The sequence below is a fragment of the Empedobacter sp. UBA5528 genome (assembly GCF_002426075.1).
Taxonomy (GTDB): Bacteria; Bacteroidota; Bacteroidia; order Flavobacteriales; family Weeksellaceae; genus Empedobacter; species Empedobacter falsenii_B.
Map to the genome: position 1 here is coordinate 21,197 of NZ_DINY01000047.1, position 15,541 is coordinate 36,737.

At 30.6% G+C, this 15,541-nt stretch carries 17 protein-coding genes; 11 read left to right on the forward strand and 6 right to left on the reverse strand.

Annotation, left to right across the window (positions count from 1 at the left end):
* Positions 1–283: 283 nt before the first annotated feature.
* Positions 284–1,930 (forward strand): dipeptidyl-peptidase 3 family protein, encoded by a 1,647-nt coding sequence (locus B4L98_RS10675; RefSeq protein ID WP_125349098.1) that lies wholly within the window; start codon positions 284–286, stop codon positions 1,928–1,930.
* A 48-nt stretch (positions 1,931–1,978) separates the two neighbouring features.
* On the opposite strand, the gene B4L98_RS10680 is transcribed toward B4L98_RS10675, so the two are convergent.
* Both B4L98_RS10680 and B4L98_RS10685 read right to left on the reverse strand, forming a co-directional pair.
* Positions 1,979–2,614 (reverse strand): NAD(P)H-dependent oxidoreductase, encoded by a 636-nt coding sequence (locus tag B4L98_RS10680; protein WP_291062254.1) that lies wholly within the window; start codon positions 2,612–2,614, stop codon positions 1,979–1,981.
* A 76-nt stretch (positions 2,615–2,690) separates the two neighbouring features.
* Positions 2,691–3,155 (reverse strand): hypothetical protein, encoded by a 465-nt coding sequence (locus B4L98_RS10685; RefSeq protein ID WP_291078208.1) that lies wholly within the window; start codon positions 3,153–3,155, stop codon positions 2,691–2,693.
* Positions 3,156–3,260: 105 nt separating this feature from the next.
* Between B4L98_RS10685 and B4L98_RS10690 the strand changes: the two genes are divergently transcribed.
* The 3 genes from B4L98_RS10690 to B4L98_RS10700 are packed head-to-tail and all read left to right on the forward strand — an operon-like array spanning position 3,261 to position 5,407.
* Positions 3,261–4,277 carry an aminoglycoside phosphotransferase family protein gene (locus B4L98_RS10690; RefSeq protein ID WP_291078210.1) on the forward strand — a complete coding sequence of 339 codons (1,017 nt, stop codon included), beginning with the start codon at positions 3,261–3,263 and terminating at the stop codon, positions 4,275–4,277.
* Positions 4,270–4,692: a RapZ C-terminal domain-containing protein gene (locus B4L98_RS10695; protein WP_291062258.1), complete on the forward strand. Its 423-nt coding sequence runs from the start codon at positions 4,270–4,272 to the stop codon at positions 4,690–4,692. The genes B4L98_RS10690 and B4L98_RS10695 overlap by 8 nt, the downstream gene beginning before the upstream one ends.
* A gap of 1 nt (position 4,693) precedes the next feature.
* The gene (locus tag B4L98_RS10700; RefSeq protein WP_291072402.1) at positions 4,694–5,407 is read left to right on the forward strand and encodes a nucleotidyltransferase family protein; all 714 of its coding nucleotides are present in this window, start codon (positions 4,694–4,696) and stop codon (positions 5,405–5,407) included.
* 377 nt (positions 5,408–5,784) lie between these two features.
* On the opposite strand, the gene B4L98_RS10705 is transcribed toward B4L98_RS10700, so the two are convergent.
* A complete protein-coding gene (locus B4L98_RS10705; RefSeq protein WP_219034687.1) occupies positions 5,785–6,156 on the reverse strand; it encodes a YchJ family protein in 372 nt (123 codons plus the stop codon).
* 30 nt (positions 6,157–6,186) lie between these two features.
* Complete coding sequence (locus tag B4L98_RS10710) at positions 6,187–6,909, reverse strand: RDD family protein (protein WP_219034686.1); 723 nt, start codon at positions 6,907–6,909, stop codon at positions 6,187–6,189.
* Between the two features lie 29 nt (positions 6,910–6,938).
* On the opposite strand from B4L98_RS10710, the gene B4L98_RS10715 reads away from it, so the two are divergent.
* The 6 genes from B4L98_RS10715 (at position 6,939) to B4L98_RS10740 (ending at position 12,834) form a co-directional block, all read left to right on the forward strand.
* Positions 6,939–7,934 (forward strand): stage II sporulation protein M, encoded by a 996-nt coding sequence (locus B4L98_RS10715; protein WP_219034685.1) that lies wholly within the window; start codon positions 6,939–6,941, stop codon positions 7,932–7,934.
* Positions 7,921–8,583, forward strand: a complete 663-nt coding sequence (locus B4L98_RS10720) for a hypothetical protein (RefSeq protein WP_280036848.1) — start codon at positions 7,921–7,923, stop codon at positions 8,581–8,583. The genes B4L98_RS10715 and B4L98_RS10720 overlap by 14 nt, the downstream gene beginning before the upstream one ends.
* Positions 8,580–9,824, forward strand: a complete 1,245-nt coding sequence (locus B4L98_RS10725; RefSeq protein ID WP_286495855.1) for a hypothetical protein — start codon at positions 8,580–8,582, stop codon at positions 9,822–9,824. The genes B4L98_RS10720 and B4L98_RS10725 overlap by 4 nt, the downstream gene beginning before the upstream one ends.
* Positions 9,824–10,810 carry an AAA family ATPase gene (locus tag B4L98_RS10730; protein ID WP_286495856.1) on the forward strand — a complete coding sequence of 329 codons (987 nt, stop codon included), beginning with the start codon at positions 9,824–9,826 and terminating at the stop codon, positions 10,808–10,810. Before B4L98_RS10725 ends, B4L98_RS10730 begins: the two co-directional genes overlap by 1 nt.
* Positions 10,810–12,138, forward strand: coding sequence for a DUF58 domain-containing protein (locus B4L98_RS10735; protein ID WP_219034682.1), 1,329 nt, complete (start codon positions 10,810–10,812; stop codon positions 12,136–12,138). Before B4L98_RS10730 ends, B4L98_RS10735 begins: the two co-directional genes overlap by 1 nt.
* A gap of 78 nt (positions 12,139–12,216) precedes the next feature.
* Complete coding sequence (locus B4L98_RS10740; RefSeq protein WP_125349084.1) at positions 12,217–12,834, forward strand: N-acetylmuramoyl-L-alanine amidase; 618 nt, start codon at positions 12,217–12,219, stop codon at positions 12,832–12,834.
* Between the two features lie 49 nt (positions 12,835–12,883).
* Here B4L98_RS10740 and B4L98_RS10745 read toward each other — a convergent pair whose 3' ends face one another.
* Both B4L98_RS10745 and B4L98_RS10750 read right to left on the reverse strand, forming a co-directional pair.
* Positions 12,884–13,237 (reverse strand): TonB-dependent receptor domain-containing protein, encoded by a 354-nt coding sequence (locus tag B4L98_RS10745; RefSeq protein WP_185144102.1) that lies wholly within the window; start codon positions 13,235–13,237, stop codon positions 12,884–12,886.
* A 60-nt stretch (positions 13,238–13,297) separates the two neighbouring features.
* A complete protein-coding gene (locus tag B4L98_RS10750; RefSeq protein ID WP_286495857.1) occupies positions 13,298–13,987 on the reverse strand; it encodes a DsbA family oxidoreductase in 690 nt (229 codons plus the stop codon).
* A 230-nt stretch (positions 13,988–14,217) separates the two neighbouring features.
* On the opposite strand from B4L98_RS10750, the gene B4L98_RS10755 reads away from it, so the two are divergent.
* Entirely contained in the window at positions 14,218–15,507 is a 1,290-nt protein-coding gene (locus B4L98_RS10755) for an adenylosuccinate synthase (RefSeq protein WP_219034680.1), read from the forward strand.
* Positions 15,508–15,541 lie beyond the last annotated feature (34 nt).

The following is a 15,541-nucleotide window of genomic DNA, read 5'->3' on the forward strand; positions in this document are numbered from 1 at the left end:
GTTCGAGACCCATCATTCACCCATATTAAATCTCAATTTCAATAGAAGTTGAGATTTTTTAATTGAATTAATATCAAAACTTGGGAGCAATGCAAAAATTTGTGATAATCTGAATAAGAAAAAAGCTCTATCTCTAACTTCTTACAATTGCATTCTAAAGCTTTTTAATTTTTGGATTAGGAGTCAGGATTCTTGGTTATTTTAAATTATATTTTTATGGATAAAAAAAATAAGAATGATTTTTAGTTTGATTCTTCGTTGTAAATTTACCAAAACATTCAAAATGAAAAAATCATCAATATTCTTAGGAATGATTGCTTTTGCTGGAGTTTTAAGCTCTTGTTCAACTCAAAAAACAGCAGCAGAATCAACTCAAACCTCAATAGAAATGACAAAAGATTACGCTTTTCAATATTATGCTCAAGTTCCATTAACAACAGATATTTCGCATTTAACAAAAAACGAAAAAGAGATTTTACGTTTGATGTTCAAAACGGCAGATATTATGGACGATTTATTTTGGCAACAAGCTTATGGTGCTAAAATAGATTTGATGGACGAAACGAAAGGTGAAGCCAAAGAATATGCAAAAATAAACTACGGTCCTTGGGATAGATTGAATAACGAAACGCCTTTTATAAACGGTATTGGAGCAAAACCTGCTGGTGCAACTTTCTATCCAATTGATATGACGAAAGAGGAATTTGAACAAGCAAATATCAAAGATGGTAAATCTCCTTACTCAATTATTCGTCGTAATCGTGAAGGAAAATTATATTCGATTCCATACCACGAAAATTTCAAAAATCAATTATCAAAAGCCGCTGAATATTTAACAAAAGCATCAGAATTAGCAGAAGATGCTGGGCTTAAAAAATATTTAAAATTACGTGCTGCAGCTTTGATAAGCGATGATTTTTATGCAAGTGATTTGGCTTGGATGGATATGAAAAATGCAAATATTGATATGGTGGTTGGTCCGATTGAAAATTACGAAGATCAATTGTTTGGATATAAAACTTCATATTCTGCATATATTTTAGTAAAAGATATTGAATGGTCGAAAAAATTGGCAAAATTCGTTCAATATTTACCAGAATTACAGAAGAATTTACCTGTTTCTGCAAATTACAAAAAAGAAATTCCTGGAACTGATTCGGATCTTAATGCGTATGATGTGGTGTATTATGCGGGAGATTGTAACGCTGCTGGAAAAACAATTGCGATTAATTTACCAAATGATGAAAAAGTTCAACTAGAAAAAGGAACGCGCCGTTTGCAATTAAAAAATGCTATGAAAGCGAAATTTGATAAAATTCTTGCCCCAATTGCAACTGCTTTGATTGATGAAAGCCAACAGAAAAACATCAAATTTGATGCATTCTTTTCTAATGTGATGTTTCACGAAGTGGCGCATGGTTTAGGAATCAAAAATACAGTAAATGAAAAAGGTTCTGTCCGCGATGCTTTAAAAGAAGCTAATTCAGCTTTAGAAGAAGGAAAAGCTGATATTCTTGGTTTGTATATGGTGAATCAATTGTTGAAAAAAGGTGAATTGACAGGAACACAAGAAGATTATTTTGTGACTTTCTTGGCTGGAATCTTACGTTCAGTTCGTTTTGGAGCAAGTTCTGCACACGGACAAGCAAACATGATTGCGTTTAACTATTTTGCTGAAAATGGAGCTTTCGAAAAAACTACAAATGGACGTTACAGAGTAAATGTAGCTAAAATGGAAAAAGCAATGAATGGTTTATCAGAATTAATTTTGACACTTCAAGGAAATGGAGATTATGATGGTGTAAAAAAATTATATGCTGATAAAGGAATTATTCACGACGATTTACAAAAAGATTTAGATGTCTTGAAAACAAAAAACATTCCAGTTGATGTTGTTTTTGAACAAGGTCCAAAAATGTTGGGATTGTAAAAATAGATTCAATAAAAAAGCTTTCTCAAAATTGAGAAAGCTTTTTTGTTATTCATATAATTTCGTAGCAAAATCCTTCATCGGATTTCTAACTTTTTTCATTGGCGCTAGCCAATCTTCACTGTCTCTGTATCCCAAAGGAAGCATTAAAACGCTTCGCATTCCTTTTTCTTTCAAATCAAGTAAATCATCCAATTCAGCATTATCAAAACCTTCCATAGGCGTACTATCAATTTTCAATTCTGCAGCTTGAGCAAGAGCAAAACCTAATCCAATGTATGCTTGACGAGCAGTATGTGCAAAATTTTCTTCAGAAGTTTGAGGCAAATAAATTCCTTTCAATTTATCTGTATATGAACCAAAACGACCTCTTGGCAAATCTCTCTCATCCGTTGTATAATCGTAAATTGCATCTATACGATCTTCTGTATAACGATCCCAAGCTACAAAAACCAATAAGTGTGAACAGTCTAGAATTGCTTGCTGATCATAAGCAATCGGAACAATTTTTTGTTGCAATTCTTTGTTCTTAATAACCAAAATTCTGAACTGTTGCAAACCTGATGAAGTTGGTGCTAAACGAGCTGCTTCAACAATTTTTTTAACGTCTTCTTCTTCAACAATTAAAGACGGATCATATTTTTTTGTGGCGTAACGCCATTTCAAATCATCTATTAAAGACATAATTACTTATTTAAAATCTTTCTAAAAATACATCAAAAAAGTAATCGACCAACCAAAAAATATGCTAAAATTTATGTTATTTATCTTGTTTCCATTCCAAAAAATAACTTCCTGTTGCATTCATAGAATTCCAACGAACTTGATAATCACCTTTTGTCAAATCAACTGTAAAATTTTCTTCTTTCGAATTTGTAAGTTGACGATTAAACACAACTTCATTATTTTGATCGACAATTTCAAAATTCATTTCGCCTTCTAATTTGATATTCGAATGAAAATTAACAGTTAAGCTTTTCGAAATGTTTAACTTGATATAACTCGTTCCAGAAGCATCTTCAAACTTCGCTTTTGTCCAATTATCGCCATTCGAATTCGACCATTTCGAATCTCCTACTCCTTTGTCAAAAAAAGTTCCTTGAGATTTGATATTTGGGTTATCCACTTTTCTATAAAAATTATTCGAATCTACATCTGCATTAACTTTTACTGTTATACATGATTGTAACGAAATCATTGCAATAATAAATGCTATTTTTTTCATATTAGTTTTTCTTTTACTAAATAGATGCAGCATTTTGAAAAAAGTTACAACAAACAAATATTTTTAAATCATTTTTGATATGCGTAACTTTCGCAAAATATTCTGATGAACGATACTACAACTCAATTTTTGCAAGAAAACTTTACTCAAAAAGCAATTGAAAGTTTAACTCAACTTTCAGGAGGAGGTTCGTCTCGAGTTTATTCGAGATTTTTTGATCAAAATCAGCCGTATATTTTGGCTGAAAGCTCTAATATCGAAGAAAATAAAGTGTTTATTCAGTTTTCATTAGATTTAAAAAAAGTTATCAATAATATTCCAGAAATTGTTTCAGTTTCAGAAGATTTCACGACCTATGTTCAAACAGATTTAGGCAACGAAACATTGATGAATGTTGTCTTGAATAATTTCGAAAAAGCAAAACCTTATTATTTTAAGACTTTAGAAAAATTAGCAATTGCTCAAATTCAAGGTGTAACTAAAATCGATTTTAATCACACTTTTTCATATCCAAAATTAGATAAAACATTAATTTTAAGAGATTTATTTCAGTTTAATTTTTACTTTTTAGATGTCTTAGCAATTGATTACAATGCAGGAAAATTAATCAAAGATTTTGATCGTTTTGCGTCTCAATTTGATAAACTTTCGCCACAAGGTTTTGTGTTCAGAGATTTCCAAACGCGCAACATTATGATTCATCAAAACGAACCTTATTTTATCGATTATCAAGGCGGTTTGTATGGACCTGTTGTCTATGATTTGGTTTCGTTAATTTGGCAAGCAAAAGCCAATTTACCATTTGAATTTAAGAAGGATTTGTATGAATTTTATTACCAAGAATTAACCAAACAAATTCCGACTTTGGTTCCGATAGATTTTCGTCAATCGTACGAATATTGTGTAGTTGCTCGACTTTTACAAGTTTTAGGAACATATGGTTTGAGAGGAATTATTGAACGAAAAAAACACTTTTTAGAAAGTATTTCGTTTGGGATTAAAAACTTGGAATCAATAATCGATTATCCTATATTACAAAATTATCCAGAATTAAAACATATTATAAAAATCCTTGTTCTTCCAGAAACGTTAGAACGCATAAATCATAAAATAAATGGCTAAATTAAATATCAACGTTCGTAGTTTTTCGTACAAAAAAGGAATTCCAACCGATCCAACTGGAAATGGTGGTGGTTTCGTTTTTGATTGTCGTGGAATTCTAAATCCAGGTCGAATTCAAGCGTATAAAACACAAACAGGACGCGACGAAGAGATTAAAAAATACTTGGAAACAGAAACTAAAATTGCAGTTTTTTTAGAAGGTGTTTTTCAAATTATTGACATTTCGATCGAAGATTATTTGCAGCGTGGTTTCGAGAATTTAGAAATTAATTTTGGTTGTACAGGTGGACAACATCGATCAGTTTATTCTGCTGATGCGACTGCAAAACATATTCAAGAGAAATTTCCAGAAGCACAAGTTACGTTACATCATGTTGTGCAAGAAGAAAAAAATTGGATAAACGAGGCATATTAATATGAAAGCAATGATTTTTGCAGCGGGTCTTGGGACTCGTTTAAAACCATTTACTAACAATCATCCCAAAGCTTTAGCAGTTGTAAATGGAAAACCTCTTTTGCAACGAAATATCGAATATTTGAAATCTTTCGGAATTAATGAAATCGTGATTAACGTGCATCATTTTGCAGATCAAATCATTGAGTTTTTAGAAGATAATAATTATTTCGGAATTGAAATTACTATTTCAGATGAAACGGATCAAGTTCTTGAAACTGGTGGTGGTTTGGTTAAAGCAAAAGCTAATTTCGAGGAAGATTTTTTGGTGATGAATGTGGACATTTTAACAGATCTAAATCTTGATAAATTTATCAAAGCACATCAAGAAAACAAAGCGTTAGTAACGTTAGCAGTTTCTAATCGAAATTCGTCTCGTAAACTATTTTTCAATGAACAAAATGAGTTAAAAGGTTGGCGAAATCTGAAAACGGAAGAAGAAATAAAAGCTGTAGATTCTTTAGACAATTGCAAAGATTTAGCTTTTAGTGGAATTCATGTTATTTCTCCTACTTTATTTTATAAAATTACGGAGAAAGGTAAATTTTCTATTATGAAAGTCTATATGGATTTAATGCAAACTGAATCTATCATTGGTTTTGATCATTCTGGCGGAATTTTAATCGATGTTGGTCGACCAGAAAGCGTGTTAGAAGCAGAACAATATTTTAAATAGAAAACAAAAAACTCAATTCAATGGATTGAGTTTTTTTATGCAAAAAGTTTACATATCTTAGACAGAATGAAATACATTAATTATTTTATCTATTTAACTATTGTTGTAGTGATAATTCTCGCTTCAATACTTTACTTTTCTTTCAAAAATAAAGTTGGAAAGATTCTGCAAAAATAAATTACAATAAAAGCTTAGTTTTGATTAAGAAAGGATTCAAAGATACTTATCCTTATGACGAACGTTTTTTAGAAATTTATGATACAGAAATTCAGGATAAATTGAAGGAATTGTAAAAGTAATTGCTCAAAAAAAATATCCATTTTTTTTAATTTCTAGACTTCGCTTGAAATAATATTTTCTGAATTTATTTTTAAAAATCAATAAAACTCGCCATCTACATAAAACCATTTGCCATTCTCTTGCACAAACCTAGAAAGTTCATCATGTTCGTAGATTTCACCTTGTTTGTCTTGGTAATAAGCTCTAAATCGAACTTTATTATCTTTAGCAAAAACAATTTCTAACTTTAACCATTTATTCGATTTTGCCCAATCTTCGATATCACTAAAATCATTATCTTTTTGCGTAGAAGAATGTGTTGTATCAACTAAATATTCAGGCAAAACCATTGCAAAAGCAGCGTAACGAGAACGCATCAACTCTTCGGGAGTTTTTGGCAATTCAATATTCAAATGAAAAGGTTCGCAACAAGTTGCATATACTTTTCCAGAACAACAAGGACAATTCATTTTATTCTTTATTTTTTGCAAAGATACTGTTTACTTGTCTTTGTGGTAATGATAATGATCCTGAATCACCACTTGAATAAAATCAATATTTCCTAAACCATCACTTTTCACCTCCATTATTTCCTCCAGTTTTCGCGTTAATTTTAATAAAATATCATAATTATTATTGTTTAATGCAGACGTAAAATTTTCTTTTACAATATTAATATCACGATCAGACAGGCGATAAACTTCGGGAAAACGAATTTTATAGGTTTCAGAAACTTCAGCGAAAATAGTTTGTGATAAAGCTAATTTCGGATTCAAATCAATCAAACATGTATTCGCAACAATATCACCTAAACGTTGACCATTTTTATTTATAATCATCGTTATCAACGCGATAAGTCCAGTAAATAAAAACAATTCGACACTTCCAATTACCCAACGCAAGAAATAATCAAAATTATTGGCACGATTTCCGTCCATTCGTATTACACGAATTTTCATAATCCATTTTCCAATTGTTTGCCCTTTCATTAAAATCTCGAGAACCAACGGATAAAGTAAAAATATAAAACCTATTATACTATAAATTCCCATACGAAACCATTCGTCTCTATTCGGAATAAACTCAGAGAAATAATACATACCGTAGACTAATATGATTCGGATAATCATATCGATGATATACGCAAGCAAACGTTTTCCAAGTGGTGCAATATTATAAGCAATTTGCACGTTTTGAGGTGTATTGACTAAAAGTTTATTCATATATTTGGTTCACTAACAACTACTCTACAATGAGAGAAGCGCATTTTATTGATAAAAATAAGTCTAAATGGTCTGATATTGAACATAATTTGAAAAATAAAATTGATGTTCATCCAGATATTTTAGCAAAAAACTACATCGAAATTACAAATGATTTGGCGTTTGCTCAAACTTATTACCCAAAAAGTAAGACAAAAGATTATTTGAACGAGTTAGCTTTATTTGCGCATCAGTCAATTTACAAAGATCAACGAACTTCTGGGAATCAATTTGTGCAATTTTTCAAAGAAGATGTGCCAAATGTAGTCTACAAAAATCACAAAATGTTGTTGTATTCATTCTTAATTTTTGCCTTAGCGGTTTTAATTGGCGTTTTATCATCGCATTTCGATCCAGATTTTACACGATTAATTTTAGGAAATCAATATGTAGACGAAACGTTAATGAACATCAAAAAAGGTGATCCTGCAGCAATTTACAAATCAGGAAGTCAGACTGGCTCTACATTAGCTATAACCATCAACAATATTCGTGTTGCTTTTTTTGCTTTTACATTAGGATTATTTTTCAGTATTGGATCAGGATATATTCTATTTTCGAACGGAATTATGTTAGGTGCATTTCATTATATGTTTTTCAAAGAAGGCGTTTTGGGAAAGGCAATGTCAGCAATTTGGATGCATGGAACAATCGAAATTTCGGTGATTATTATTGCTGGAGCTTGCGGATTAATGCTTGGAAATGGCTTTATGTTTCCAAAAACTTTATCGCGAAAAAAATCACTCACAATCAAAGCAAAAGAAGCGGTAATGATTTTATTAAGCACTGTTCCAATGTTTATTATAGCTGGATTTATCGAAGGTTTTATTACGCGTTTATATGATGTTAATATTGTATTGAGTTTATTGGTAATAATCCTTTCATTAATCTTAATTATTTGGTATTACATCATTTATCCGATTCAAAAAAATAGACAAAAAACTTTTTCGTTCAATCAAACTTTAGAATCGAATGAAACAATTTAGACTATTTTTTACATTTACATTATTATTAATTCAATTCGTTGTTTTTGCACAAGAAAAAACAGCAGAATTTAAAGCATTCAAAGAAAAATATGCTGGAAAAGAATTTGATTATAATGATGTTCCAAAACCTAAAAAAGAATTCGAACCTGGCTTTTTCTCAAAAATAATCGAAGGTATTTTTAGATTTCTCTCTTATTTACCTTGGGAAATCATTTTCTATTTTGTAATTGGATTATTCTTAATTTTTCTTGCCACACGTATTTACAAAAATGGTGGAATTCTTAAACGAAATTCGAAAAAATTATATGACGAATCTGATTTTGATTTTATCGAAGAAAATTTAGCCGAAGTTAATTTGAATTCATTAATCAATAAAGCAGAAACAGAACAAAATTTTGCTTTAGCAATTCGTTATTTGCATTATCAAAATCTACAAAATTTAGATAAAAAAGGTTGGATTGAATGGGATCCGAAGAAAACAAATCAACAATTTATCAATCAAATAAAAGACGAAAAATCAAAGATTTTATTCAATCAAAATACTAAAATTTTCAATCAAGTTTGGTTTGGAGAATTTAAAATTGATGAAAATAAATACCACGAATTCAAGACAAATTTCAATCAGTTTAACCAATATTTAGCCTCATGAAAAAGAAATTAGGTATTCTATTAGGCGCTATTTTATTGATCGGAATTTTTATATTTTCTTTCTCAAAACTTCGTTATAAGCTTCCTAAATCATGGAATGTAAGCCTTTATCAAAATAGTAAAGATCCGTACGGATTATTTATTATGCACGAAGAACTTGGGAAGTTATCTAATGGGAAAATGAAAGATTTGGAAAAACTTTCTGAATTAAAAATTGATCCTAAAAAAGCAAAAGATTATGCAGTTGTTGTGCTCGGTTCTGAAATTTATTTTGATACAGTTTCTAAAAATTTATTGAGCAAAATTGCCGAAAATGGTGGAATTGTGATGATTGCAGATTATTATGACAATTTTGGTGATGACACAAATGGAAAAGAAGATATTAACGAAGAAACGTATTCTACAGATACGCCAACAACTGATTCTACGGAATCTGAAGAGAATATCTTGTACAATCAGACAATAAATATTAATGATAATTTTGAACTTAGAACAAATAAATTGTTCAAAATAAAGAAGAAAAAAGAAATCGAACATCACTATTTTAGCGATATCACAAATGATTCTGAAATTTTTGGAACAATTACTTATAAAGATAAGGCTTACCCAAATTATTTAAAAATCAAACCAAAAAATTATAAAGGTTATTATTTATATCACGCAGAACCGCTTTATTTTACCAATTATTATTTGTTAAATGAGGACAGTTATTTCTATGCTAAATCAGTTTTAGAACCACTGAAAGGGAAAACTATTTTTTGGTACAATACCTCGAAAACTTATGCAGGAAGTTCATCAATGATGCGTTTCATAATGAGCGAACCAGCTCTAAAAGCTGCTTGGATTACGTTATTGGTTTTACTTTTCTTCTTTTTAATTTTTAGAAGCAAACGCGAACAACGCATCATTCCAATTTATACCAAAGAAGAAAATCATACCGTCGAATTTGCTAAGACAATTTCCTCTTTATACCAAGAAAATGGCGAAGTAAAAGACATTGTTTCAAAGAAAATCGATTATTTTTTATACAAATTGAGAAAAACATTTTTAATCGAAACAGACGATATTACAAACAAACAATTCATTGAAATTGTTGCACAAAAAGCAAATTTGAGCCAAGAAGAATGTCTTGAAAAATTCACGATTCTGAAAAATATTTATCAAAAAAATCAACCAAATGAACACGATTTGAAAATTGTGTATCAAATCATCGAAAACTATAAACAAAAAGCAAATATCTAATGAGCGAAAATACATATCAACCATTCGAAAATAGAGTCGATTTTTCGGATGTACAACATAAAATGCAAACTGTAAAAAATGAATTGAAAAAGGTAATTGTCGGACAAGATGATATTATCGATCAATTAATTTTGGCTTTGCTTTCTAACGGACATTCTCTGATAGAAGGTTTGCCTGGAGTTGCCAAAACAATGATGGCAAAATTGTTGGCAAAAACGATAGATTCTGGTTTTAGTAGAATTCAGTTTACGCCAGATTTAATGCCTTCTGATGTGATTGGAACGTCTATTTTAAATTCTAAAATCAATGAATTTGAGTTCAAAAAAGGACCAATTTTTTCGAATATTATTTTAATTGATGAGATTAACCGTTCGCCTGCAAAAACTCAAGCGGCTTTATTCGAATCGATGTCAGAAAAACAAGTGACGGTTGATGGAACAACTTATCCTTTACAAGCTCCTTTTCTAGTTTTTGCAACTCAAAATCCAATCGAGCAAGAAGGAACGTATCGCTTACCAGAAGCACAATTGGATCGTTTTATGTTTAAGATTTATGTCAAATATCCTTCGTTAGAAAGTGAAATTGAATTATTGAAAGAACAACAAGAACGCAAAAATATTGACAAAGAAACGTTGGTAGAAAAAGTAATTTCAGGAAATGAAATTATTGAGTTCCAAGATCGCATAAAATCAGTTTTCGTACACGAAGCGTTGATTACGTATATTGCGACAATTGTTCATCAAACCAGAATCGATCAAACCTTGTATATGGGTGCATCGCCACGTGCTTCTATCGCGATTTTAGATGCTGCAAAATCAAATGCAGCGGTGAATGGACGCGATTTTGTGATTCCAGAAGATATCAAGCAAATTGCGCATACAATTTTGGGACACCGCGTTGTGATGGTTCCTGAAAAAGAGATGGAAGGTTTTACAACACAACATATTATTCAGCAAATTATTGATCGCGTAGAAATTCCTCGTTAATGAAATTTTTCAGAAGCTTATTTCTTACCAATCGCTTTTTTTATGCGGGATTATTCATTGCATTTTGTTATGTGATTGCATTTTTTCTATCTCCTATTTACATTATTGCAAAGATTTTGACACTTGTCTTTATCGTCAGTGTTATTGTCGAAATATTTTTGGTTTATATTCCTAAAACTTCCATTGAAGTTCTTCGAAATTATCCAGAACGACTTTCAAATGGTGATGAAAATGAATTGGAACTTTTCGTAACAAATCATTATCAATTCCCTCTAAATGTAAGGATTATAGAAGAGTTTCCTGTTCAATTACAATTAAGAGATTTTCAGTTTAGAAAACGATTTAAAAGTAGTCAAAATACTAAATTTGATTTCAAAATTCGACCAACAGAACGAGGTTCATATAAATTTGGATTAACAAATGTATTTATTTCTGTTTTTGGATTGATTGAGAAAAAGATCAAAATAAACGAACCAATTTCGATTGCTTGTTATCCTTCTTATTTGCAATTAAAACAGTTTCAATTATATTCTACCGCTCAGTTACAGAATCAATTTGGAATGAAAAGGATTCGAAAAATTGGAACAAATACAGAATTTGAAAATATAAAAAATTATACGATTGGTGACGAATATCGTTTAATCAATTGGAAAGCAACGGCAAAAGCAAATCGACTGATGGTCAATCAATTTCAGGAAGAAAAATCGCAGCCTGTTTATTCGTTAATTGACTTAGGGAGAACGATGCGAATGCCTTTTGATGGTTTAAAATTGTTGGATTATTCAATCAATTCTAGCTTAGTTGTCGCAAATATTTCACTTCAAAAAAATGAAAAAGCAGGTTTAATAACATTTAATAAAAGAATTCAAGATCACGTTGTTGCGGATAGAAAAAATCATCAAATGCAATTGATTTTGGAGAAATTATACAATGTACAAACTGATTTTTTGGAAAGTGATTTTGGACAATTGTATGCCTATATCAAACGAAAATTAACGCAACGATCGCTTTTATTTATTTATACCAATTTTGAAACAATTGATGGTTTGGAACGTCAATTACCATATCTGAAATTGATTAAAAAATCGCATGTTGTCGTTTTGATTCTATTTAAAAATTCGGAATTGAAAAAACTTAATCATCAGAAAGCAAAGACTACTACTGATATTTACGATCAAACAATTGCCGAAAAGTTTAATTACGACAAAGAATTAATCATAAATCGTTTGCATCAATTCGGGATTTTAACGATTTACTGCGAACCACAAGAATTGTCTATTAACTTAATCAATAAATATTTAGAGATAAAAGCGCGAGGTTTGTTTTAAAAAAAGTTTTTTTAACCATTTTTTTAGAAAAATAAGCACAATTATTGCTTAAAGTTGGTCAATTTAATCTGAACAACCATGAAAAAACTATTACAGATCTTTTGTTTAATTTTAACAACAAGTCTTTTTGCACAAACAAATTTTATCGAAAATAAAACACTTTCTACAAAGCGCGTAATCCTTTTGGACGCTGGACATGGAGGAACAGATACTGGCGTAAAAAAAGATGAATTTCAGGAAAAAGATATTGCGCTGAAAATTGCAGAAATTATTCAAGAAAAAAATCCTTTTACAGATATTGATTTTGTATTATTGAGAAAAGGTGACGAACAAATTATCAATACAAGTCGTGCGAAAATGATTAATGAAATAAAACCTGATTTGGTTTTATCAATTCACGCAAATTATAATGTAAAAGATTCGAAAAAAGGAACAGAAATTCACCTTTCTCCATTGAATCCTACTTTCGAAGAATGTAAAATACTTGGCGAAAAAATTGGAACAAGTATAAGTTCTTTAGGTTTTGAAAACTTAGGAATTGTTGAAACAAATTCGAAAATATTACGAGATTCACAAGTTCCAATTATTATGATTGAAATCGGTTATTTGACAAATGACGATGACCGAAAAATATTAACAAACGAAAGTAATTACCCTAAAATAGCAGATAAAATTTTTGAAGCATTGAAGAATTAGACATAAAAAAATCTCAGAGTATTTTGCTCTGAGATTTTTTGTTTTTTCTCTATTTTCCATCCAATTCTTGTTCTTGATGAAAGGCAATTTGACCAAAATCATCTTGTATATTTTGATAATAAACTTTTGCTTGTAAATAATCTTTGAATCCATAACTTAACTCGAAATTATACACAAAAGCTGGTTGCATAAAAGGATTTCCTTCTGTGTAAGAAATAGGATTACTATACCATTTATTTGGATTTAATTCCCAAAAAGCTGGTCGTTGAATTCTTCGCCCAAAATTAAAATTGAACGAATGATCTTCTGTTGACTGATATTGAATATAAAACTTTGAAAAGCTCTTTTCATAAAAATCAATTAGCAGAAAAAATTGTACAATTTTTAGAAAATTATCAATCAATATAAAACGAAAAAAAGGACTTCAATTAAAGTCCTTTTCTATATTTATTTGCAAATTGTATTAATCACAATTTCCGTCTACATCACAAGAAGCACCATTTTGTGGTTGGTCCAAATGATCTTTTTCGTAAGCTTGTGTCAAAGCAGAAACGAAATACTCGACTGGTTGAGCACCAGAAAGTGCATATTTACGGTCAATTACGAAAAACGGAACGCCAGAAACACCAATATTACGCGCATCTAAAATATCCGAAGCAACTTCAAAAACATTTGCATCAGAATTTAGCATTTCAAGAACTTCGGTTTTGTTCAAACCAATTTCTTCTCCCAATTCAGCCAAAACTTCATAATCAGCTACATTTTTACCTTCTGTAAAATACGCTTTAAAAAGTCTTTCTTCTGCTTCCGAACCTTTTCCATTCGCTTGCGCAAAATGAATCAATCGGTGAGCATCACCCGTATTGACAACTTTAGAATTTTGTTGTTGAAAATCAATTCCAACAACTTTTCCCATTTCAGCCAATTGATTATTCATTGCCGAAACTTGTTCTTCCGAAATTCCTTTTGTTTTGATTAAATAATCATTGACAGAAGTAATTTCAGTTTTTGATAAATCAGGATTTAACTGAAAACTTTTCCATTCAACCTGTATTTTATCTTGATAAGGAATTTGCGTTAAAGCTTGTTCAAAATGTTTTTTTCCGATATAACAGAACGGACACATTACATCCGACCAGATTTCAATTTTCATTATAGAAATTTTTGGTGTAAAAGTTTGTAAAAATACGCTTTTTATTTGAATGGATTCGGTTATTTTTCGGTTAATTTTATCTTGAAAAATTATTAACAAAATCTTGAAAAATAATCGTGCTAAATTGAGTTTTAAATTTGTTTAAGACAAGGTTTAAATTACCTTTGCAGTGAACCAAGAAAAGATGATTAGTTTCATTTTTATTCCAAATCAAATAACGAACAAACAATATGTCAACACACGTAGTAGTCGGTCTTCAATGGGGTGACGAGGGAAAAGGAAAAATTACAGATGTATTAGCCGAAAAATCGGATTATGTTGTACGCTACCAAGGTGGTAACAACGCTGGTCATACGGTATATGTAGGCGATGATAAATTTGTCTTACACTTATTACCTTCTGGAGTTTTACAATGCAAAGGAAAATGTATTATTGCGAATGGTGTCGTAGTAAATCCTGAAGCTTTTTTTGCAGAAACTGAACAATTAGAAGCAAAAGGTTTATCTACAGATCACGTTTTTATCTCGAGAAGAGCGCATATCATCATGCCTTATCACATTTTGTTAGACGAATATCGTGAAGAATTTGCAGGAAAAGATAGTCAAATTGGTACAACAAAACGCGGAATTGGTCCTTGTTATGAGGATAAAGTAGCGCGCGTTGGTATTCGTGCAATTGATTTATTAAATCCTGAAGTTTTAGCAGAAAAAATCAAAGAAAATTTAGTGGTTAAAAATGCTTTATTCGAAAAATTATTCAATAAAGAACCATTAAAATTCGAAGACATTTACGAAAAATATTTAGCTTATGGTGAGCGTTTGAAAGAACGTATCTTAGATTCTGAGTTAGAAATTAACCACGCAATTGACGAAGGTAAAAATGTATTATTCGAAGGTGCTCAAGCATTAATGTTAGACATCGATTTTGGTACATATCCATTCGTTACATCATCTTCTCCAACAACAGGTGGAGTTTGTGTTGGTGCTGGAGTTCCTCCTACAAAATTGAAAAATTTGATTGGAGTTTCGAAAGCATATTGTACACGCGTTGGTAACGGTCCTTTCCCAACAGAATTGGACAACGAATTAGGAGAACAAATTCGTCAAGTTGGTCACGAATTCGGAGCGTCGACAGGTCGTCCACGCCGCACAGGTTGGTTAGATTTAGTTGCATTGAAACACGCTTGTATGATTAATGGAATTACACATTTAGTAATTACTAAATTAGATGTAATGTCGAATATTGATACAGTAAAAGTTTGTACAGGTTACAAAACAGAAGACGGAAAAATCATTGATTATTTCACTTCTTCTACAACTAAATTAGCTGATTACGAAGCGCAATACGACGAATTACCAGGATGGAAAGAAGATATTACAAACGTAAAATCTTTTGATGAGTTACCGCAAACAGCGCAAGATTACATTCACTACATTGAGAAATACTTAGGAATCGAAGTTTATTTAGTTTCGGTTGGACCAGAGCGTTCTCAAAACATTATTAGAACAACTTTATTTTAATAAATTAAATAGTATAGCCTGACTTTTGTTGGGC